The organism is Candidatus Uhrbacteria bacterium CG10_big_fil_rev_8_21_14_0_10_50_16 (genome assembly GCA_002774875.1).
Classification (GTDB): Bacteria; Patescibacteriota; Patescibacteriia; order UBA9934; family UBA11717; genus UBA11717.
Map to the genome: position 1 here is coordinate 123,791 of PCYM01000001.1, position 19,723 is coordinate 143,513.

Annotated in this window: 22 protein-coding genes; 19 read left to right on the plus strand and 3 right to left on the minus strand. The window is 49.2% G+C overall.

The window, feature by feature from the left end; genetic code table 11:
• Positions 1-30 precede the first annotated feature (30 nt).
• Positions 31-741, minus strand: a complete 711-nt coding sequence (locus COV06_00670; GenBank protein PIR47900.1) for a 23S rRNA pseudouridine synthase F — start codon at positions 739-741, stop codon at positions 31-33.
• Between the two features lie 36 nt (positions 742-777).
• Between COV06_00670 and COV06_00675 the strand changes: the two genes are divergently transcribed.
• Positions 778-1,746: a hypothetical protein gene (locus COV06_00675; GenBank protein ID PIR47901.1), complete on the plus strand. Its 969-nt coding sequence runs from the start codon at positions 778-780 to the stop codon at positions 1,744-1,746.
• A gap of 74 nt (positions 1,747-1,820) precedes the next feature.
• Positions 1,821-3,335, plus strand: a complete 1,515-nt coding sequence (locus COV06_00680) for a leucyl aminopeptidase (GenBank protein PIR47902.1) — start codon at positions 1,821-1,823, stop codon at positions 3,333-3,335.
• 27 nt (positions 3,336-3,362) lie between these two features.
• On the opposite strand, the gene COV06_00685 is transcribed toward COV06_00680, so the two are convergent.
• Both COV06_00685 and COV06_00690 read right to left on the minus strand, forming a co-directional pair.
• Positions 3,363-4,007, minus strand: a complete 645-nt coding sequence (locus COV06_00685; protein PIR47903.1) for a hypothetical protein — start codon at positions 4,005-4,007, stop codon at positions 3,363-3,365.
• A gap of 98 nt (positions 4,008-4,105) precedes the next feature.
• On the minus strand, positions 4,106-4,666 hold the full coding sequence (locus COV06_00690) for a thioredoxin peroxidase (protein ID PIR47904.1): 561 nt from the start codon (positions 4,664-4,666) through the stop codon (positions 4,106-4,108).
• 65 nt (positions 4,667-4,731) lie between these two features.
• Here COV06_00690 and COV06_00695 point away from each other — a divergent pair, with 65 nt between their 5' ends.
• The 17 genes from COV06_00695 to lysS all read left to right on the plus strand — a co-directional run bounded on the left by COV06_00695 (position 4,732) and on the right by lysS (position 19,623).
• Positions 4,732-5,976 carry a hypothetical protein gene (locus COV06_00695; protein PIR47905.1) on the plus strand — a complete coding sequence of 415 codons (1,245 nt, stop codon included), beginning with the start codon at positions 4,732-4,734 and terminating at the stop codon, positions 5,974-5,976.
• Positions 5,976-6,644 carry a 16S rRNA (cytidine(1402)-2'-O)-methyltransferase gene (gene rsmI / locus COV06_00700; protein ID PIR47906.1) on the plus strand — a complete coding sequence of 223 codons (669 nt, stop codon included), beginning with the start codon at positions 5,976-5,978 and terminating at the stop codon, positions 6,642-6,644. The genes COV06_00695 and rsmI overlap by 1 nt, the downstream gene beginning before the upstream one ends.
• Before the next feature lie 7 nt (positions 6,645-6,651).
• Positions 6,652-8,175, plus strand: coding sequence for a methionine--tRNA ligase (locus tag COV06_00705; GenBank protein ID PIR47907.1), 1,524 nt, complete (start codon positions 6,652-6,654; stop codon positions 8,173-8,175).
• A 2-nt stretch (positions 8,176-8,177) separates the two neighbouring features.
• Positions 8,178-8,702 carry a hypothetical protein gene (locus COV06_00710; GenBank protein PIR47908.1) on the plus strand — a complete coding sequence of 175 codons (525 nt, stop codon included), beginning with the start codon at positions 8,178-8,180 and terminating at the stop codon, positions 8,700-8,702.
• Between the two features lie 168 nt (positions 8,703-8,870).
• The gene (locus COV06_00715; GenBank protein PIR47909.1) at positions 8,871-9,728 is read left to right on the plus strand and encodes a hypothetical protein; all 858 of its coding nucleotides are present in this window, start codon (positions 8,871-8,873) and stop codon (positions 9,726-9,728) included.
• Between the two features lie 77 nt (positions 9,729-9,805).
• Complete coding sequence (locus COV06_00720; protein PIR47910.1) at positions 9,806-10,093, plus strand: hypothetical protein; 288 nt, start codon at positions 9,806-9,808, stop codon at positions 10,091-10,093.
• A gap of 2 nt (positions 10,094-10,095) precedes the next feature.
• Positions 10,096-10,899: an ATP synthase F0 subunit A gene (atpB, locus tag COV06_00725; protein PIR47911.1), complete on the plus strand. Its 804-nt coding sequence runs from the start codon at positions 10,096-10,098 to the stop codon at positions 10,897-10,899.
• A gap of 78 nt (positions 10,900-10,977) precedes the next feature.
• The gene (gene atpE, locus COV06_00730) at positions 10,978-11,196 is read left to right on the plus strand and encodes an ATP synthase F0 subunit C (protein PIR47912.1); all 219 of its coding nucleotides are present in this window, start codon (positions 10,978-10,980) and stop codon (positions 11,194-11,196) included.
• 84 nt (positions 11,197-11,280) lie between these two features.
• Complete coding sequence (atpF, locus tag COV06_00735) at positions 11,281-11,928, plus strand: ATP synthase F0 subunit B (protein PIR47913.1); 648 nt, start codon at positions 11,281-11,283, stop codon at positions 11,926-11,928.
• A complete protein-coding gene (locus COV06_00740) occupies positions 11,925-12,308 on the plus strand; it encodes a hypothetical protein (GenBank protein ID PIR47914.1) in 384 nt (127 codons plus the stop codon). The genes atpF and COV06_00740 overlap by 4 nt, the downstream gene beginning before the upstream one ends.
• A 3-nt stretch (positions 12,309-12,311) precedes the next feature.
• Positions 12,312-13,823 carry a F0F1 ATP synthase subunit alpha gene (locus COV06_00745; protein PIR47915.1) on the plus strand — a complete coding sequence of 504 codons (1,512 nt, stop codon included), beginning with the start codon at positions 12,312-12,314 and terminating at the stop codon, positions 13,821-13,823.
• A gap of 10 nt (positions 13,824-13,833) precedes the next feature.
• Positions 13,834-14,754 carry an ATP synthase F1 subunit gamma gene (gene atpG / locus COV06_00750; GenBank protein ID PIR47916.1) on the plus strand — a complete coding sequence of 307 codons (921 nt, stop codon included), beginning with the start codon at positions 13,834-13,836 and terminating at the stop codon, positions 14,752-14,754.
• The gene (gene atpD, locus COV06_00755) at positions 14,751-16,130 is read left to right on the plus strand and encodes a F0F1 ATP synthase subunit beta (protein PIR47917.1); all 1,380 of its coding nucleotides are present in this window, start codon (positions 14,751-14,753) and stop codon (positions 16,128-16,130) included. The genes atpG and atpD overlap by 4 nt, the downstream gene beginning before the upstream one ends.
• A gap of 3 nt (positions 16,131-16,133) precedes the next feature.
• The gene (gene atpC / locus COV06_00760) at positions 16,134-16,556 is read left to right on the plus strand and encodes an ATP synthase F1 subunit epsilon (GenBank protein PIR47918.1); all 423 of its coding nucleotides are present in this window, start codon (positions 16,134-16,136) and stop codon (positions 16,554-16,556) included.
• 749 nt (positions 16,557-17,305) lie between these two features.
• A complete protein-coding gene (locus COV06_00765) occupies positions 17,306-17,551 on the plus strand; it encodes a hypothetical protein (GenBank protein PIR47919.1) in 246 nt (81 codons plus the stop codon).
• A gap of 41 nt (positions 17,552-17,592) precedes the next feature.
• The gene (locus COV06_00770; protein PIR47920.1) at positions 17,593-17,907 is read left to right on the plus strand and encodes a hypothetical protein; all 315 of its coding nucleotides are present in this window, start codon (positions 17,593-17,595) and stop codon (positions 17,905-17,907) included.
• 102 nt (positions 17,908-18,009) lie between these two features.
• Positions 18,010-19,623: a lysine--tRNA ligase gene (gene lysS / locus COV06_00775; GenBank protein PIR47921.1), complete on the plus strand. Its 1,614-nt coding sequence runs from the start codon at positions 18,010-18,012 to the stop codon at positions 19,621-19,623.
• Positions 19,624-19,723 lie beyond the last annotated feature (100 nt).

Genomic DNA, 19,723 nt, shown 5'->3' on the forward strand with positions numbered 1-19,723 from the left:
CAATAAAAAACAGCCCATTCGGGCTGTTTTTTATTTAAAGAGCTGTGTATCGTCGCCGAGGAGTTTAAACAAGGTAGACTTTTCTTTATTGGAAAGCGGTCGTGCTTGACCTTGTTTAAGGTGACCAAGTTTGATGTTCATGACGCGCGTGCGTTTGAGAGAGGTAACCTCATTGCCGAGTGTCTCAACCATTTTGCGAATTTGACGATTACGACCCTCAGTAATAACGATTTTAAACGCGTTCTTATTCTGTCGCTCTACCGTTGCTGCTCGTGTTGGTCGTCCATCGATAGGTACACCTGCGGCAATCTTTTCAAGAAAATCTTTTGTTAGTGGTCGTCGTACGTGAACGAGATATTCTTTTTCGTGACCTCCGATTGGTTTAAGAATCTTGTTCACAATATCCCCATCGTTTGTAACGAGGAGCAGGCCGGATGAATCTTTATCAAGTCGTCCCACGGCAAACACGTGCTCATGAAGACCAAGTGCACGAGGAAGATTCTGTGCGACATCATCAGAATGTGTAACCTCTACTCCACGTGGTTTGTGATAGGCGAGATAGATTTCATCTGTTTCTGGGTTGACGGGTGCGTTATTCGCAAAGACAATATCGTCCTCTCCAACGTCATCCCCCAAAACAGCGATGCGGTCGTTAATACGAATAGAACCAGCCTCTATGAGTCGGTCGGCCTCGCGCCTGGAACAGACGCCGTGATTTGCTAAATACTTATTGATTCGCATAAGGGAAGACCCTACCTGATCGTGAATGATTTGTCAATGATAGCATGGTTCTCCTATATGCGGGGCGCGTGTTATACTGAGGCTATGTCGTATCAAATTGGAATGGATATTGGTGGTAGTAAATACCATTTTCGGGCACAAACAGATCGTGGTCGTTTGGTTGATGTGGTCGTCCCTGCAAAAGGTCTTTTAACATCCTTGGAATCAAAAAAACTTGTAGCGGAAATGGATGCGGGCGTAAAACGACTCATGAGAACACTGAAAACGCGTGAAGTGCCCACGGGGGTCGCGATTGGATTGGCGGGGCTTGATTCATCGGAGATGACACGAGTCGTATCTCGTGCGTTGATGCAGAAACGTTGGTGGAAAGATGTAGATCCAAACAAACGTCTATTAGTGAATGATGTGATTATCGGCCTGCGTGCGGGCACAGACCGTGCTGCCGCGATCGCAATCGTGTCGGGAACGGGGTCCAATGGATATGGAATTGATCCGCGAGGAGACGAAGCATGGGTGTCGGGCCGTGGGCCACTTATGGCCGATGAAGGAAGCGCGTACGAGATTGGGGTTGCCTGTTTGCGCGCGGTCAGAAAAGCAGAAGACGGGCGAGGTCCTGCAACGCACCTGCAGGCAATGGTTTTAAAAAAATTTCAGGTGTCATCTACGGCTCAGCTCGTTCCATTGATGCATCAATCAGCATTTGATCGGCAGCATGTTGCCGAGCTCGCGATTCTCGTAATGGAAGCGTCGTTGAAAGGAGATAAGGTTGCAGAAGCGATAATAGATGTAGCAGCAAACGAGTTGGCTCTGATGGCGAAAACGCTTCACAAGCAATTACATTTTGGGGAAGACAAAGTTGATGTTGTGATGGTTGGTGGTTGTATTAATAAGAACGTAGAATTGCGGCGACTGTTTTTGCGCGCCATGAAAAAAGAATCATGGGCAAATCCGATTCCCTTGCTCGATGACCCTGTGTCGGGTGCGCTTCAACTCCTCCATTTCTAAGCCGAGCGATGTCTCGGTTTTGCGTTTATTAGAGAAATTGGATAAAGTCACCTTACTAACATCAGAAAACGCGTATGAAAACTACGGTCTTACAAGGAGATATTACAACGTCCGAGGCAAATGTGTTGATCGTGGGACATTTGGAGGATGGTGGAAAGCGATTGGGGGGTGCATTGGAATCGATAGACACCGCGCTCGGCGGAGAAATTTCTGCAGCGATTACGGCAAAGGAGATAACCGGAAAACTTGCACAGATTTTGCTTGTTCGCACGCATGGTCGGATTCAACCGTCGCACGTGATCGTGGTTGGACTGGGAACAAAAAAAGAACTGACTGTGGAGCGTGTGCGCCAAGCCATGGGATCGGCTTGGTCTAGGGTCATGCAATTGAATGTCAGTTCTGTGGCGGCTGTGTTGATGGGCGCAGGGAAGGGGGAGCAAGAGCCGCGTGCAATCGCACAGGCACTTACGGAGGCGGCACTGCTGACAAATTACAAATTTGATACGTGGAAAAAGAACGATGACACTAAAAAGACGATCATTGCCAATTTGACGCTCGTTGAAATCCTGCCAGCTCATTGCAAGCTTGCAGTGCTTGGATGCGCGGACGGAGAGGTTTTTGCACAGGCGACGATTGTTGCGCGCGACCTTGTGAACGAGGCGCCTTCACACATGGTGCCAATGGAGCTTAAGCGAGCGGCGGAGGCGATCGCAAAATCCTGTCCAGAGGTGTCCCTGAAGGTACTTGATCGCGCAGCAGCAAAGAAACGTGGCATGAATGCCTTCCTCGCCGTGGCTGCAGGGTCTACGACGGAACCGTATTTCTTGCACCTCACGTATACACCAAACAAACCAACCAAAAAATCTATCGCGCTTGTCGGAAAGGGGATTACGTTTGATTCTGGTGGTTTGTCTCTCAAGCCTGCCGATGGCATGATGACCATGAAATGTGACATGGCGGGAGCGGCAACCGTACTGGGAATTTTTTCCGCATTAGGAAAGTTACAGCCAACGATGGTGGTTCACGGGTTGATTGCGGCGTGTGAAAATATGCCATCGGGCTCTGCGTATCGCCCGGGAGATGTCGTGACGGCCATGAACGGGACTACGATTGAAGTTTTAAATACGGATGCAGAAGGACGGGTCACCCTTGCCGATGCGCTCTCGTATGCCACGGAATTGCGCCCAAATGCGATCATTGATTTGGCAACACTCACGGGTGCCTGTGTGGTGGCGTTAGGTGAGGAAATCGTTGGCGTCATGACGGACAATGAGAAGCTTGCAGAACGAGTGCTAGAAGCTTCGTATCAAGCGGGTGAGGAATTTTGGGAACTTCCCCTGTATCGAGGATACGAAGTACTGATTGAAAGTAAGGTTGCCGATGTTCAAAATATTGGGGTAAACCGATGGGGTGGAGCTTTGACGGCCGGTCTCTTCCTCAAGAAATTTGTGGACCCTGCCATTCCTTGGATGCACTTGGATATTGCCGGTCCGGCATTTGCTGAGCGTGAATACCTCTCGTATGTTCCCTATGGAGGGACGGGTGCTGGTGTTCGAACAGTATTGCAGATGCTCAAACAACGGTGGTAAAGGTTAACCCGCGCAATTGCGCGGGTTTTAGCTGAGTCGGAAGGGTGGAGTCGCGCCAACGAGTTGCAGTAAACCGGGGTCTGTGCACATGTGGTTGGTGACGAGATCAAACGCCTCCTGAAACGTGTCGACCGCGTAGGCTTCCTCGTTCCTTAGAATTCGACGTGGACGACCGCCTTCTAGAAACAAGACGAACCCCGTCGGTCGGTAGTGCTTCTGCCTGTGCGCCCCTACGTAGAGCAGGTAGATAGGCGCTTGCGTGACGCGATCGTCGTGACGAAGATGGACACAAACCCAGAGAGCGCGAATGGCACTGTGCCGCAGATAATTGAACATCCACTCCGCATCTACAAGCTCTGTGACTTGGTGAACATGTGTATTGCTGCTTGGCAATCGATAGGCGAGAAGTCCAAAGAGCTCCTGTCGCGCCTGGCTGTGCACGACGAGTCGAACAACGAGAACAACACACACGAGAGAACAGATAACGAATGTTCCTGCGAGATGCTGGATCTTAATCCAGTCAAAACACCATAGCATTCCCAGAACGATCATGACGCCGATCGCGGACAGTAATACGTCGAGCATGCCGTACAGGGCACGCGTGCTCAAGACACGTTCGCGTACTTCCTGCGTCCCCAGACAATCCAAACAGACAGGTGTCGCAATTTTCATGGGTTCCTCCAAACATGACGCCATAATTAAAGTACAAATTGAACGTCCTGTCAATGATACGACAAACAAAAAAGACGGTTATCCGTCTTTTTCTGTGTTTAGGCCTTTCCGAGCGTTTCTTTTCCTTGCTCCCAGTTGACGGGGCAGAGCTCACCGGTCTGTAACGCCTTGAGTACGCGGAGCGTCTCGTCGATACTACGTCCCACGTTATTACTGTGAATATTCGCGTATTGCAAGATGCCTTCTGGATCAATAATGAAGGTTCCGCGAAGGGCAATTCCTTCTTCCTCGATCAGCACACCATAGGCCTCAGAGAGCTCATGCGTCATGTCGCTCAACAGGGGTGTTTTAAGTTCACCAAGATCCTTGAGCCACGCTTTGTGCGAATGAACCGAATCGGTAGAACACCCGTAAACGTTGGTATTCAACGCCTCGAACTCCGCGCACTGGTTAGAAAATCCTGTGATTTCCGTAGGACAGATAAACGTAAAGTCGAGCGGATAGAAAAACAGAACAGTCCATGTTTCGCGCGTTCCACCAAGAGAGATTTTGGTAAACTCACCATTGCCAAGTACAGCGTTGAGAGTGAATTCTGGAGCAGGCTCGCCAACCTTGGCCGGTTCGTAGAAATAGAAGTCCTCGTTCGTTTCTTCTTCCATAGCTTGCATTGTTAGGGTTTTTTAGGATAGCATAGGCACTATCAACATCATATTACTCTATTTGTATGAATCGTTTCAAGTTATTAGGGGTAGGAATCCTTGGCCTCGTACTATTGGGGGCAGGTTGCGGAACGTCTTCAAAGGGAGCTGTATCCGTTATTGATCAAGATCCAAACGCCACAACCACCGCGGGAGGGTATTATGAGGAGGTGCAGACTGTTAAAGGCGTTCACACGACGGTGCGACCGACAGATATTCATACGAGCGGACAAACGGCAGATACCTTTCCTATTCTGGATCACGCAGACTTTGTAACCGTGGAGGAAGCAGAGGCGGAGACAGATTATTTTGACGAGCTGTTTGGGTACGCGGTCGAGACAAACGACGGGCCACGATTCTATTCTAGTCAGGTACTTGCTTGGCATAATATTGTCCATGATACGATTAACGGCCAGGATGCTCTTATTACGTTTAGCCCGTTGACGGGTACGGGTGGCGTCTTTGCTCGAGCAGGGGGAGAAAATTTTGCGTTCAGTGGTCTTGTTTGGAATAACGATGCGTTGTTTATGGATACGGAAACAAAATCCCTCTGGAGCGCATTGTTGGGTGAGTCGATTTACGGAAAACGTGCAGGGGAATCCCTTGTCCGTATTCCGTTTGAGGTGATGACGTGGAGTCAGTGGAAAACGGCGCATCCAGACGGTAAGGTGATGTCCGCAAACACAGGGTATGAGCGACGTTATAATTTGAGTCCGTACGGATCCTATTTGCAAACGCGATCAATTTACTTTGCGCTTTCTTCCCCTTACCAACCAGCACTTGAGCCAAAAGCGGTGATAAACGGTGTCACGATAGATGGATTCTCTAAGGCGTATCAGGAAGGGCCAATCGTCCAGGCGGCCGATCGCGTGTTGAATGACTTTATTGGAGAACATGCAGTTGTTGCGTGGGCCGACGCACAGAATGTGATTCATGTGCATGAGCGAACAGAGGAGACAGTGTTTGTAAAGATTAAGGGAGTGGAATTGGTAGATTCAGAGGACCGTGTATGGTCACTGACCGAGAACGGCGACCTTGTAAACGGAGATCAAACGTTTGCCTCGTTAGCACCAACCAGTACGTTCTGGTTTGCTTGGAGTGCAACACATCCAGACACGGATTTATACGCATACGTCATTGGCAAGGGGCTCGTAAATGGGCCGTATGAGTTACACGAAGGAGAGGGGGTTAACTTGGATGACGGGACAACAAAAATTGAGGTGGGAGACACATCCAAACTTGCTCCAGTAATTGAGGGAGTTTCTAACTAATGTCTGCAACGCTTTACATGGTTGCAACACCGATCGGGAACATGAAAGATATTTCTGATCGTACACGGTCGACGCTCTCCAGCGTCGACGTTGTGTTTGCGGAGGATACGCGTGTGGCGCAGTCGTTGTTGCAAAAACTCGATATAAACACGCCGGTTGAACGGTACGATCACCACAGCCACGATCGTCAAAGTCCTGCCGTGCTCGCATATTTACAAGGTGGAAAAGATGTTGCCTACGTGTCCGACGCAGGAACACCTGGAGTGGAGGACCCGGGCGGACGACTCGTAGAGGCCGTCACGCGTACGTTGCCAGACGTTGCTATCTCACCGATTCCAGGCCCGTCGGCGATCATGGCAGCGCTGTCCGTGAGCGGATTTCCTGCAGATAAATTTGTGGTCATGGGATTTGCTCCAAAGAAAAAAGGACGTCAAACATTTTTTGACACGCTCGCCCAAACAGAGGGGACCGTCGTCTTGTATGAGGCAACACATCGCATTCAAAAAACGATCGAGGAAATCGCAACAAGACAGCCCGATCGACCGATGTTGATTGCACGGGAGCTCACAAAAAAGTTTGAAACGCTCTTACGCGGCACGGCGCAAGAACTTGCTGTACGGTTGTCCTCAGAAAATACAAAAGGAGAATTTATCGTCGTGGTATCATAGAGACGCTATGAAAACGTTTTACATCACAACACCGATCTATTACGCATCAGGGGATCCACACATTGGGCATGCGTATACAAATCTTATGGCCGATATTACCGCGCGCTATCATCGCATGGCAGGTCATCCGGTCTTATTTGTGACGGGTACCGATGAACATGGAATGAAGGTACAGCAGAAGGCACAGGAAGCAGGAAAGTCACCGAAGGTTTTTGTGGACGAGATTGCGGCAAAATTTAGGGAGCTTACTGACGTGTGGAATATCACGAATGACGATTTTATACGGACCACGGAGGATCGTCACAAAGAAACGGTTGCAGTGTTTTGGAAACGCGTTATGGACGCCGGATATATCTACAAAAAGTCTTACGGTGGTCTCTATTGTGTCGGGTGCGAAGCGTTTAAAACGGAAAAAGATTTGGTGGAGGGAAAATGCCCAGATCACGATGCAATACCGGAGCCACTGGAGGAGGAGAACTACTTTTTTAAGCTTTCGGCATTCCAAAAACCATTAGAGAAATTATTTGATGAAGGTGATGCGTTCGTAACGCCGGTAGATAAACTTAATGAGATGCGTCAAATCCTTACCTCTGGTTTGGAAGACATATCCATCTCTCGATCAACAGAGAAATTACAATGGGGTATTCCGGTTCCAGGTGACGAGTCACAGGTGCTGTATGTTTGGTTTGATGCGTTAGTAAACTATATCTCTGCTCTTGGATTTGGACGTGAGGAAAATCGCATGAAGGAAGCATGGCCAGCCGACATTCATTTTGTCGGTAAAGAGATTAATCGATTTCATTCTCTATTGTGGCCTGCTATGTTGTTGGCTGCCGGTTTGGAGCCACCAAAACAGATTGCCGTACACGGATGGATTACGGTGGATGGAAAGAAGATGAGTAAGACTATTGGAAACGTTCTTGACCCATTTATGCTCGTAGAGGAGCGCGGGTTGGAGGCGATTCGTTATTTTATGACGCGTGAAATTCCATTTTATCGCGATGGCGATTTTTCCTTTGCACGTTTTGAAGATCGATACAATAATGATCTCGCCAACGAACTTGGAAATCTGTTGCATCGCGCAGTTGCTATGACGGATCGCTACCTTGCGGGCGTTGTTCCGGCACGTGCAGATTATGACGTTGCGTCTCATTGGACGGCGTACCGATCGGGAATGGAGAATTTGCGATTTGATGAGGCGCTTGAGGCTGCATGGAAATTTGTTCGAGAGCTGAATAAATATATTGATACGAAGGAACCGTGGAAGCTTGGTAAACAGGAAGATAAAACAAGCGTTTCGGAGGTTTTGTATGTATTGCTCGAGTCACTTCGACAACTGGGATGGATGCTGATGCCAATTTTGCCCGAGACGTCGATGCGGATCTTTGAGGCGGTTGGGACGAGCTTTGAGGAGCAGGCACAGTTTACGATGTCCGAGGCGGCAAAGTGGGGAGGACTCAAGCCGGGGCTTTCTGTTGTTCCGGGTGAGCCATTGTTTCCACGTCGAGAAGTCGTCGTTAATAACGCTTAGTTGTGGAAAATCTTTTTGACATTGTTGTCTTGGTCGCGATTGGAGGATTTGCTCTCTATGGATTCGCCGTTGGTTTTGTACAGGCGTTGACGAGTCTTGTGGGGATGTGTTTTTCTATTCTTGTCGCCACACGAACGTACCAGGGAATAACAGCATGGATCTTGCCTGAGGCACTCTCAGATCGGTTTGGTGTGCAACTATTTGTGTTTTTTCTTATCCTCATCTTTATTACCAGTCTCGTAAATATGCTTGTACGCGTGGTGGACCGTGTGTTTCATGTGGTTGCTATTATTCCGTTTACAAAATCATTGAATCGATTGTTGGGCCTGATTCTAGGTTTGTTAATTGGAATTTTGACGGTCACTGCGCTCGTGTTTGCCGCAACACAGTTACCAGGATTACCGGAAGCATTTCAACAGGCATTAGATGCGTCAATAATTGCGAGGTGGTCATTCCTCTTGTCGGGGGTCTTGGTTCTGTTTTTTCCTCAGGCGATCGATCAGGCACGAGAGGCTGTGGGAGTTTAGGTGTGGATAACTTGTTGACCTACCGTCAGGTTGTGGTAAGCTTCATTTGTTGAATAGCTTATAGCTCCCGGCAGTTAACCGGGGTTCAACAGGGCGGCTATAGAGCACCTGGCAGTTAACCAGGGCCCAGAACGCACAGGCGTTCTTTTTTGTTATACTAAGCTACCTATGATTGATACACATTGTCATGTTCATTTTCAGGCGTACGAAACGAATGGCGCCGAGGTGATAAAACGCTCTCAGGCACAAGGAGTTGAGATGATTACCATTGGCACACAGTCCACAACATCTAAAGAGGCGATCGTAACGGCAGAGTCTCATGAGGGGATCTGGTGCACAGTCGGGTTACATCCAAGTCACACACACCAACACACCCTTCACACCGATCAGAATGAGGCGACTGAGGGACAGGTAGAAAATTTCAACAAGGAATATTATCGCGACCTGATTCAACGCTCAAACAAGGTCGTTGCGATTGGGGAGGTTGGGCTAGATTATTTTCGCGTATCGGATGAGGTAGCAGCTGACGTCAAACTCACGCAAAAAATTGAGCTTTGGAAAGCTATGGAGTTGGCGACAGAGACGGATCTTCCTCTTGTTTTGCATATTCGAGATGCCCATGCAGACATGCAAGCGCTCATTCGCGCCGCACAAGAGAAGCGGATGATCTCGCGAGGGGCGGTCATTCATTGTTTTACGGGGACAACGGAGGAAGCGCGCGCGTACCATGACCTAGGAATCTACACCTCGTTTACCGGTATCATTACGTTTAGGGATAAAAAACACCCGGATCAGCTCACGCCCCTCATGAAAACGGTGCAGGAGTTACCCTTGGAAATGATGATGATCGAGACGGATTCACCGTATCTAGCACCAGAACCTCACCGAGGAGAGCAGAATGAGCCGTGGATGGTGCGATTTGTCGCCGAGAAAATTGCAGAATTAAAGGGAATTTCTGTGGAGGAAGTAGATCGAATCACAACAAACACAGCAAAAACATTTTTTCAACTAGCCGAAAGGTCATAAGAAATACACATGTATTGGCAAATTTCTATTGACCTATTCCGGTTCGCGTAGTACAATCCGCGCGTCTTTTTAGTCACATGTGGCCAAGTCGCTGTATGGAGAGCCCGGTAAAACGTGGAAATACGCCGCCAGATTCAAAGAAACCTGACGCCTACTACGTTCGACTCGCTCTCCGTATAGCCGCAGACTTTGGTGTCTCGATTGCCGTTCCGGCGCTTGTCGCTACATATGTTGGACAAAAATTAGACACACGGTTTCAAAGCCATCCCTGGTTATTGATTGCGTGCCTCGTTGTCGCCTTTACCCTGACGGCCCATTGGCTGGTTAAAAAGGCAAAAATCTATCAGAACATGTACGAAGCGTAGATATGCTACCTCCACTTTCTGCAGAACCTATTTTCTATCTTGCAAGCATGCCAATCACCAATGCGATGATTAACGCATTAATTGGTGTTGTTTTTTTTGTGATTTTGGCGCTTGTCTTGTCTCGGAAACGATCCATGGTTCCGCGGGGCATTCAAAATGTTTTTGAGTCAATACTGGAATTGGGATTGTCGTTTGCGGAACAGGTGACCGGAAATCGAAAGACGGCAGAACGATTCTTTCCGCTCGCGATGACCTTGTTCCTGTTTATCTTATTCTCGAACTGGATTGGTTTGTTGCCTGGAACAGGATCTATTGGGGTGTTTCAGTTGCACGCAGGGGAGGTTGAATTGATTCCTTTGTTGCGTCCCGCGAGTTCGGATCTCAATATGACGCTTGCTATGGCCGCGTTATCGATTCTCATGACACATGTTTTTGGTGTGATGGCGATTGGCGTTTGGAAGCATGCGAATAAATTCATTAATCTTCGCGGAATTTTCCATGCGTTTAAAAAAGGACCCATGGCCATTCTTGTCTCATTGATCGAGTTTGGCGTCGGGTTGATTGAGTTGGTGGGAGAGGTGGCTAAGACGCTTAGTTTGTCCTTGCGATTGTTTGGAAACGTGTTTGCGGGAGAAGTTTTGCTCACGGTGCTCGCGGGGCTGTTGGCGTTTGGATTGCCAATTCCGTTTTTGTTCCTGGAATTGCTCGTGGGTGTCATTCAAGCAACCGTGTTTGCGGTGCTTGTATTGGCATTTGGAGCGGTGGCCACGATGTCACCACATGGAGACTCCGAGGAGGCGCATTAAGATCTGTATATTGAGAGGGAAATCTCACTCTCAATTCCAGTTCTTAATCACACTTATTCATTCGTTTATCTACGTTGTATGGAAGGACTCGATCTTTCAACAATTGCAAAAGCAATTACAATCGCATTCGGATCATTTGGACCCGCAATCGGAATCGGTATCATTGGTGCAAAAGCCATGGAGGCAATTGGTCGCAACCCAGAAGCATCAGGAAAGGTGTTTGTTCCTATGTTACTCGGTATGGCGTTCGCAGAAGCCGTTGCTATCTACGCATTGATTATTGCGTTTACCATCTAAGTGACCTCAGAGCCCGCAAGGCGGGATTCTGGGCAGAGAAAGTGACCCGTGCGCTTGTTCTGCTCAGAAGAGATAAGACTACTTATGGAACTACCTATTTTACACATTATTGCAGAGACGTTTATTCAGGTGGCGCATGCGTCAACGACTGTCGCGGAATCCGCGGAGGTGTTGGATGTGGTCAACCAAGGGTTTGTAGTGGCGACAGAGGTCCCTCATATTGCAGAAGGGGATTTATTAGGATCGTTTGGGATTGACCTCAAGTTGTTTCTTGCTCAGCTCGTGAACTTTTTGGTGGTGCTGGGTGTGTTATGGATGTTTGCGTACAAACCATTGCTTAAGCTCATGAAGGAGCGCACGCAGAAAATTGAGGAAGGTGTTAAGCGTGCGGATGAGATGGATATGCGTATGAAGGCGCTTGAATTAGAACGAGATGAAGTATTGGAAAAGGCACGTTTAGAGGCACGAGAAGTGGTAAACGAAGCTGAGAAGTTGGCTGTAGAAAAGGCAGAAGCACTCGTGCAACGATCAAAAACGGAGGTAGGTCGCTTACTTGAAACAAGTAAGAAGCAACTTGGCGCACAAAAAGTTCAGATGATGCGAGAGGCGCAGGAGGAAATGACAGCCCTTATCCTTACCGTCGCTCAGCATGTTACCGGTGGGGCGATCGACGAAAAGGCTGCGGCAAAACAAACAGAGAAGGCACTGACAGATGCCATGAAGAATCTATGAAAGTAACTGTCGAAGATTACGGTCGTCTGGTCATGGAAACCTGTGGAGCATCTGCTGGAACGCAGCTCGACAAACGACTTCAGGAAGTATTACAACTCATGCGGCTGCGTGGGGACGAGCACCTCACTCATCGATTGGCAGGTGCGGTCACGCGTGCGTGGGAGCAACAAAATGGTGGCACCGTGTCCATGCAGATGGCAACAGAAGACGAGAAGCTCGTGCAATCTATTGCAAAGAAACTCAAGCGTCCCGTGGAAGACATTCGCGTGCTCATTGATCCGACGTTAATCGCTGGCGCTCTGGTACGAGTGGGAAACACGGTGATTGATGGGACCGTCGCAGGTCAGTTCGATAAGTTGAAGCAACATCTAGCAACATAAGGTATGGCAACGTCAAAAACGGTTATTCTCGAGTCGCTCAAAAAACAGCTTGAAGGATTTTCTCCAAGTACAGAAGCCGTGTCCGTAGGAACGGTGATTGAAGTTGGAGATGGAATCGCACGTATCTCTGGTTTAGAGGAGGCACAGGCGTCCGAGATCGTGGAGTTCCCAGGTGGAACCTATGGGGTATTGTTGAACTTGGAAGAGGATTCCGTGGGTGCGATTATTTTAGGGGCGTATCGTCATATTAAAAAAGGTGACACCGTTAAGCGCACGGAGCGTATTTTGTCGGTTCCCGTGTCTGAGGAGATGATAGGGCGTGTGGTGGATCCACTGGGAGTTCCAAAAGATGGAAAGGGTGCCTTGCCACAGGATCACTTTGAGCCGATCGAGAAAGTTGCACCGGGTGTTATGACACGTCAGTCTGTGCATGAACCGCTGCAAACAGGTATCAAGGCTATTGACGCTATGATCCCAATTGGCCGTGGCCAGCGCGAGTTGATTATTGGTGACCGTCAAACAGGAAAGACGGCTATTGCTATTGATACAATTTTGAACCAGAAGGGACAGGGCGTTGTGTGTATTTATGTGGCAATCGGACAAAAAGAGTCAAAAATTGCAAAATTGGTAAAGCGATTGGAGGACGCGGGTGCCATGGAATACACGATCGTTGTTTTGGCGGGAGCATCTGACCCATCGGCGCTTTGGTATATTGCGCCATACGCAGGTGCGTCGATAGGAGAGTTTTTCATGAACAAAGGCCAAGACGTGCTCGTGGTTTACGACGATTTATCTAAGCAGGCCGTGGCGTATCGAGAAATTTCTTTATTGCTACGTCGACCACCAGGACGCGAGGCCTATCCTGGAGATGTGTTTTACCTACACTCTCGTCTATTGGAGCGAGCCGCAAAGTTGAATGATAAATACGGTGGAGGATCCATGACCGCCTTGCCAATTATTGAAACACAGGGAGGCGATGTGAGTGCCTATGTGCCTACCAATGTGATTTCTATCACGGACGGACAGATTTATTTGGAGTCGGACCTTTTTTATAAGGGTCAACGTCCTGCGTTAAACGTGGGATTGTCCGTGTCGCGTGTGGGATCGGCAGCGCAAACGAAAGCAATGAAATCCGTCGCAAAACAGCTGCGTTTGGACTTGGCACAGTATCGCGAGTTGGAAGCGTTCTCGCAGTTTGCGTCTGATTTGGATGAGCAAACACGTGCATCTATTGAACGCGGAAAGCGAACAACAGAATTGTTGAAGCAAGGACAGTATGTGCCGTTGTCCGTTCCAAGTCAGGTGATGTCTATCTTGGCCGTAACAGAAGGTTACTTGGATGCTGTTCCTGTGGAGCGTATTCAAGAATGGGAGACCGCTTTCTTGGGGTATATGTCCACCATGCACGAAGACCTTGTTGCAGAAATTGCAACCACTCTTAAGTTGGAGGATGACGTGAAGGAAAAACTTGTTGGCATTATTGAAACATTCACTCGTGACTTTGTAAGCGCGTAAAGGGCCATCTATGGCGATTAATAAAAAAGTCATCCAACGACGCATCAAGACGGTCAAGAACACGCGTAAAATCACTAAAGCGATGGAGCTTGTCTCCGCAGCCAAGATGAAGCGTGCAACGGAGGCCGTGATTGGGAGTCGACCGTATGTAACGCACCTGCGCGAGCTTGTGCGAGAGATTTCGCATCGGACGGATGTCTCGGCACATCCATTGCTGCACAGGCGTGAGGGGCGCGAGCGCATTTTACTCATCCTTGTGATGAGCGACCGCGGACTTTGCGGCGGATACAACGTGCAGATGGTTCGCAAAACTCGTGCTTTTTTGGAGAAACATGCAGAGGGTGTGGAGGTTGACATCGTAACGGTTGGGAAGCGTGCCGGTTCTGCTGCACGACAGCTCAATCTCAACATCATCGGCCACTATCCAGATATTTCCGGAAGTCCAAAAGCCGAGGATGCACGACCGATTATCAAGCTTGCGATGGATGGGTATATGAGCGAGACTTATGATGACGTGTTCCTCTGTTATACCGACTTTAAGTCAGCGATTACGCAGACGCCACGCATTATGCCGTTGCTGCCGCTTGCAAAGATGTTCGAAGATTTTGGTGAGGTTCCAGAGCATGTTCTAGACACCCAAGAGAAGCCTGTGGTGGAGACGGTTACGGAGCCACCGGAGTTCCTCTTTGAACCAGACGCAAAGCAGGTCCTCAACCGCGTTTTGCCTCGGATCGTGGAATCAATGCTTTATCAGGGGATGCTGGAGTCATCCGCAAGCGAACACGCTGCCCGTATGATGGCCATGAAGAGTGCCAGTGAGGCAGCGGAGGAGATGATCGATACGTTAACGCTCTACTATAATCAGGCTCGTCAAGCTGGTATCACCCAAGAAATTGCGGAGATTTCCGGAGGGAAGGCCGCACTTGAATAACGCGTATGAATGGAAAAATTGCACAAATCATTGGTCCTGTGGTCGACGTCTCATTTGCAGACGCGGCATTACCAGAAATTTACACCGCGCTTCATATTCAACATGAAGGTCAGACGCTTGTGTTAGAAGTTGCGCAGCACATTGGAGGAGATGTTGTTCGCACGATTGCTATGGGACCAACAGACGGATTGGTTCGTGGACAGGAAGTTGTGAACACAGGGGCTCCTATTAGCGTACCTGTAGGTCCAGAGACCTTGGGACGCATGTTTGGCGTGACTGGTTTGGCGATCGACGAATTACCAGATCCAAAGGTCTCCATGCGTATGCCGATTCATGCAGAGGCGCCTGCTTTTACGGAGCAGACAACAGAGGCAGAAGTTTTGGAAACGGGTATTAAAGTCATTGACCTTATCTGTCCGTTCTTGCGCGGAGGAAAAACTGGTTTGTTTGGAGGTGCAGGTGTGGGAAAGACCGTCGTGATTCAGGAGCTCATCCACAACATTGCAAAAGAGCACGGAGGATACTCGGTGTTTGCAGGTGTGGGAGAGCGTACGCGTGAAGGAAATGATCTTTATCATGAAATGAAGGAGTCTGGCGTTTTGGATAAGACAGCGCTTGTGTTTGGTCAGATGAATGAACCGCCAGGTGCTCGTGCACGTGTGGCACTCACGGGTCTTACGATGGCGGAATATTTCCGTGATCAAGAAGGACGTGATGTGTTGTTGTTTGTGGATAACATTTTTCGCTTTACCCAGGCGGGTTCTGAGGTGTCTTCGCTGCTTGGACGTATTCCATCTGCGGTGGGATATCAGCCAACCTTGGCACAGGAAATGGGACAGTTGCAAGAACGCATTACTTCTACGAATAAGGGATCCATTACGTCTATCCAGGCGGTCTATGTGCCAGCGGATGACCTTACCGACCCTGCGCCTGCGACCACATTTGCCCACCTGGACTCCACGGTTGTATTGTCACGTCCCTTGTCCGAACTCGGTATTTATCCTGCGGTAGATCCGTTGGACTCCACGTCGACCGTGTTGGACCCACAAATAATTGGTGAGGAACATTATCGTGTGGCGCGTGGTGTGCAACAAGTATTGCAACGGTACAAAGACTTACAGGACATTATTGCGATTTTGGGAATGGATGAGTTGTCTGAGGAGGATAAACTCGCTGTGTCTCGTGCTCGAAAAATTCAAAAGTTCTTATCTCAACCGTTCTCCGTGGCAGAACAATTTACCGGAAAAGTGGGTACCTATGTGCCGCTTGCAGAAACGATTCGCAGCTTTAAGGAGATTTTAGAGGGAAAGCATGACGCCATCCGTGAAGAGGCCTTTTACATGAAGGGCAGCATCGATGATGTGTTAAAGGCGTAATCTATGGCAGCCAAGATTCAATTCTCCATTGTGACACCAGAGAAAACCGTTCATCAGGCGGAGGTTGATTCGGTTCGTGTGACCACGACCCTTGGAGAAATTGAAATACTTTCGCAGCATATTCCACTCGTGGCAGAACTCAAACCGGGTTCTGTGGCGATAACGGATGATGGTGCAGAGCGTTTGATTGCGGTCTCAACGGGATTTGTGGAGGTCCGACCAGACAATTCCGTGATTGTGCTGGCAGATACGGCAGATCGCGCAGAAGATTTGGATTTGGCGGCGATCGAGAAAGCACAAGAGGCGGCAAAACAGGTTATGGAAGAGAAACAAAATGTAGATGAGGAGGCCTATGCGCACGCGGCGGCTTCCTTGGAACGCGAGCTGGCACGGGCGCGTGTTGTAAGAAAACAGACCCGTCACTAGGATCAAAAAGCTAATAAACACGGTTGATACGCCGTGTTTTTTAGGTATAACCTTCTTTAGTCGACAAGGTGGACAGTGGGGTTCGTTGTGACTCGGTGAAGGTTGTTCGAGGGGAGTTAGACGAGCATTTCTGTACTATGGGGTATCCGAGGCATGAGTAGGATTCTGTAGGGTACCCGGTGGATGACATCGCGACGCGCAACCTGGCTCAGGATGTGCACGACAAGACGGTGATGGGTGAACGGATCATGGGGTGGATCCAGGCGTGCATCCAACTGCACAGTTGTCGCCAGATCGTGATCACGCTAAACGCTGGCGACCTGAGGAGTGAGTTCCGGGCCGCGGTGCTTTTGTGAATCGTGAAACAGTTTCCTCAGCAGCTAGGCATCACTTTTGTGAGTGTGAACGTCGGAGAATACTCGGCGTTCGAGACACGGGACGAAGAAACGCAACAGCATAAAATGGATCTTTTGCGTGCAGCCGAGCAGGTCTCACAAACATATCCTGACATGGAGGTCAATTGATTCTTGTGCACATTGAAGATGATCAAACAATCTCCTTTGAAGACGTGGGGCGAGAGTCAATAAACACCCAGTTCTCCTCCATTCAAGATTCGATCGAAGTGTAATTACAAAGCAGGCCGAGAGGTCTGTTTTTTATAAACTCGCCGTGATTGACAAGCGTGAAAGAAAAAGGTATAGAAGTGGCACCCAAGCGCAACAAATGCGTATTGGAACGGTGGAGTTGCGATGACACTGGGAGACTTGTTGAGGGATTTGCAGGAGATCGTGCGCCGCGTGCTCAAGAACGCAAACGCGGTGGGATCAAGGTTCACCCGGTACGCAGAACTCAAGGAGGAGCTCCTGGCAGCTCTTCGTGCGGAGCTGCGGATCGGGTCTATCCAAGAGGCACATGCGTTGCCTGTCACGACCACGCTGAGCGATCAGGTGGCCAACTTGTTTCGTTCGCTGAGTCGTTACGCTGCGGCGCTCTAGAAGCAGCTCGTCCCACCCCCACCAACCGCGAAGGAGCGGACATGACAAAAATGGTAAGAGAGGCGCTGCGGCGCGCAGAACGGATTCAGGGGATCGCCACCGACTCAAGGGCAGAGATCCCGATGGGGTGGGAAGACGCGCTCGCTGGGCTGGTGGATGACCTCATGGTTGCCATCTTCCGTCAGTGTGGCGTTCGTGATGCCGACGCGTTGACGGACGACCAGCTGGGAGAACCTCTTGACGAGGACTCGAGCCTCGCGTTCGACGCGCTCGTTACCCATGGGCAGAAGGTGACGCCGAGCAGGCTCTCACTTCTCTCGGCTCCGATCCGACCTCCCCGAGGCTGGAGGCCATGATCAACATTGAGGCGTGCTCGCCCGACAGGTTCTCTGTCGGCTGCGAGTGCGCTCATCTTTTTAATTGACGAGGCCCAAAATCCTCTATACACTGCCATTACTATGCGTATTGGAAAAGACATTTTAAAGGAGGAGGGACAATTCTGGGGGAAAGCGATTGCGGAGGAGATTGTGCGGCAGCGTCCAGATAAGGATGTGTATGTTGTGTCCTCGGGAATTAGCCCCTCAGGGCCTATTCATTTTGGAAACTTTCGGGAAATTGTGACGCAGTTTGTGGTCAAACGAGAACTGGAGAAACTGGGTAAGCGGGTGCGATTTGTGTTTGTGTGGGATGACTTTGATGCCATGCGCAAAGTGCCGGCGGGAGTTGGAGAGGAATTTGTAGAACATATCCGTAAACCGTTGTCGCGTATCCCGTCGCCCGCAGGTGAGGGAACATGGGCGCAGATCCATGAACAGGCATTTGAAAGAACATTACAGGAGTTTGGCATTGAGACGGAATTTTTGTATCAAACAAAAACGTACGAGCAGGGAACCTACGATACATATATCAAAACGGCTTTGCAGAAGCGTGAGGTGATTGCGCGTATCTTGTTGCGTCACATGTCGGATAAGGCAAAAGCCACCAAGGAGATTAATGAGGATGCGTTTGTGGCGTCCTATTATCCGGTTTCCATTTTCTCTACGTGGACCGACAAAGACACGACGGAGATCCTTGATTATGATGGAGAAAATCAACTCACGTATCGCTGTTTAGAAACGGGGAACGAGGAGACGATCGATCTTACAAAACAACATCAACTCAAATTTGCTTGGAAGACCGATTGGGCCATGCGATGGGCAGTGATGGGTGTGGATTTTGAATCAGCTGGTAAAGATCATAATTCGCCAGACGGATCCTTTGACGTGAGCTCGGACATTGTGCGTGAGGTGTTTGACGCAGAGGGCCCTATTGGACTTGCGTATGAGTTTATTGGCATTCAGGGATTGGGCGCAAAAATGAGTGGATCTAAGGGGAATTCGGTGACGCCTGGTCAACTCCTTGATATTTACGAGGTTCCGTTGTTGCTGTGGTTGTATTCACGTAAGCTGCCATCACAGCGATTTGATTTAGCCTTCAACTCAGAGATTTTGCGTCAGTACAGCGAGTTCGACAGGGAAGTAGAGTTGTTGCGAACGGGCAAACTCTCCGATGTGCGGGTGGAGGCACTGCAGATTGCCGGTGCCGATAGCGCACCTTTAAATCCTATGCCATTGCGACAAGCAATCGCGTTGGGACAGATTGTGCAATGGGATACAGAGAAAGTTGTACATATGCTTACGGCGCTGCAGATGGTTTTTGACCGTGCGAGTATTGAGTCGCGACTTCTTAAGGCGTGTGCGTATTTGGAGACGTACAATAGGGAGGAGATGGTTGCGCTACGTGAGGGCATGAACGAGGAATACACATTGACCTTGTCAGATGATCGAAAGGCCGTCGTTGGCCGGTTGCGAACGTTTTTGGAGAGCGGGGAAAATCGAATCTCAGCGATTGAGAAAGAAATGTATGAGATTCCAAAGCAGGAGGGAATGGATGAGAAAGCCGTAAAACTTGCCCAGCGTGCATTTTTTACGGACGTCTACAACCTGCTTATTGGAAAAGATACCGGTCCGAGACTTTCCACGTTCCTGTGGGCGGTTGATCGGCAAAAAGTGTTAGAACTGCTAAACGTGTAGTTACCATACAAACCATAGATCGAACGTTTTGAGATTGGAGAAATGACTTACCTGCTAAGGGATCACAGTCTATGGATTAGCATGATGACCTCGCGCGTTA

What these genes read in the sequence shown, in the direction of transcription:
- COV06_00670 (PIR47900.1), bottom strand. Translation starts at nt 741, where the DNA reads ATGCGAATCAATAAGTATTTAGCAAATCACGGCGTCTGTTCCAGGCGC.
- COV06_00675 (PIR47901.1), top strand. Translation starts at nt 778, where the DNA reads ATGATAGCATGGTTCTCCTATATGCGGGGCGCGTGTTATACTGAGGCT.
- COV06_00680 (PIR47902.1), top strand. Translation starts at nt 1,821, where the DNA reads ATGAAAACTACGGTCTTACAAGGAGATATTACAACGTCCGAGGCAAAT.
- COV06_00685 (PIR47903.1), bottom strand. Translation starts at nt 4,007, where the DNA reads ATGAAAATTGCGACACCTGTCTGTTTGGATTGTCTGGGGACGCAGGAA.
- COV06_00690 (PIR47904.1), bottom strand. Translation starts at nt 4,666, where the DNA reads ATGGAAGAAGAAACGAACGAGGACTTCTATTTCTACGAACCGGCCAAG.
- COV06_00695 (PIR47905.1), top strand. Translation starts at nt 4,732, where the DNA reads ATGAATCGTTTCAAGTTATTAGGGGTAGGAATCCTTGGCCTCGTACTA.
- rsmI (PIR47906.1), top strand. Translation starts at nt 5,976, where the DNA reads ATGTCTGCAACGCTTTACATGGTTGCAACACCGATCGGGAACATGAAA.
- COV06_00705 (PIR47907.1), top strand. Translation starts at nt 6,652, where the DNA reads ATGAAAACGTTTTACATCACAACACCGATCTATTACGCATCAGGGGAT.
- COV06_00715 (PIR47909.1), top strand. Translation starts at nt 8,871, where the DNA reads ATGATTGATACACATTGTCATGTTCATTTTCAGGCGTACGAAACGAAT.
- COV06_00720 (PIR47910.1), top strand. Translation starts at nt 9,806, where the DNA reads ATGTGGCCAAGTCGCTGTATGGAGAGCCCGGTAAAACGTGGAAATACG.
- atpB (PIR47911.1), top strand. Translation starts at nt 10,096, where the DNA reads ATGCTACCTCCACTTTCTGCAGAACCTATTTTCTATCTTGCAAGCATG.
- atpE (PIR47912.1), top strand. Translation starts at nt 10,978, where the DNA reads ATGGAAGGACTCGATCTTTCAACAATTGCAAAAGCAATTACAATCGCA.
- atpF (PIR47913.1), top strand. Translation starts at nt 11,281, where the DNA reads ATGGAACTACCTATTTTACACATTATTGCAGAGACGTTTATTCAGGTG.
- COV06_00740 (PIR47914.1), top strand. Translation starts at nt 11,925, where the DNA reads ATGAAAGTAACTGTCGAAGATTACGGTCGTCTGGTCATGGAAACCTGT.
- COV06_00745 (PIR47915.1), top strand. Translation starts at nt 12,312, where the DNA reads ATGGCAACGTCAAAAACGGTTATTCTCGAGTCGCTCAAAAAACAGCTT.
- atpG (PIR47916.1), top strand. Translation starts at nt 13,834, where the DNA reads ATGGCGATTAATAAAAAAGTCATCCAACGACGCATCAAGACGGTCAAG.
- atpC (PIR47918.1), top strand. Translation starts at nt 16,134, where the DNA reads ATGGCAGCCAAGATTCAATTCTCCATTGTGACACCAGAGAAAACCGTT.
- COV06_00765 (PIR47919.1), top strand. Translation starts at nt 17,306, where the DNA reads ATGACACTGGGAGACTTGTTGAGGGATTTGCAGGAGATCGTGCGCCGC.
- COV06_00770 (PIR47920.1), top strand. Translation starts at nt 17,593, where the DNA reads ATGACAAAAATGGTAAGAGAGGCGCTGCGGCGCGCAGAACGGATTCAG.
- lysS (PIR47921.1), top strand. Translation starts at nt 18,010, where the DNA reads ATGCGTATTGGAAAAGACATTTTAAAGGAGGAGGGACAATTCTGGGGG.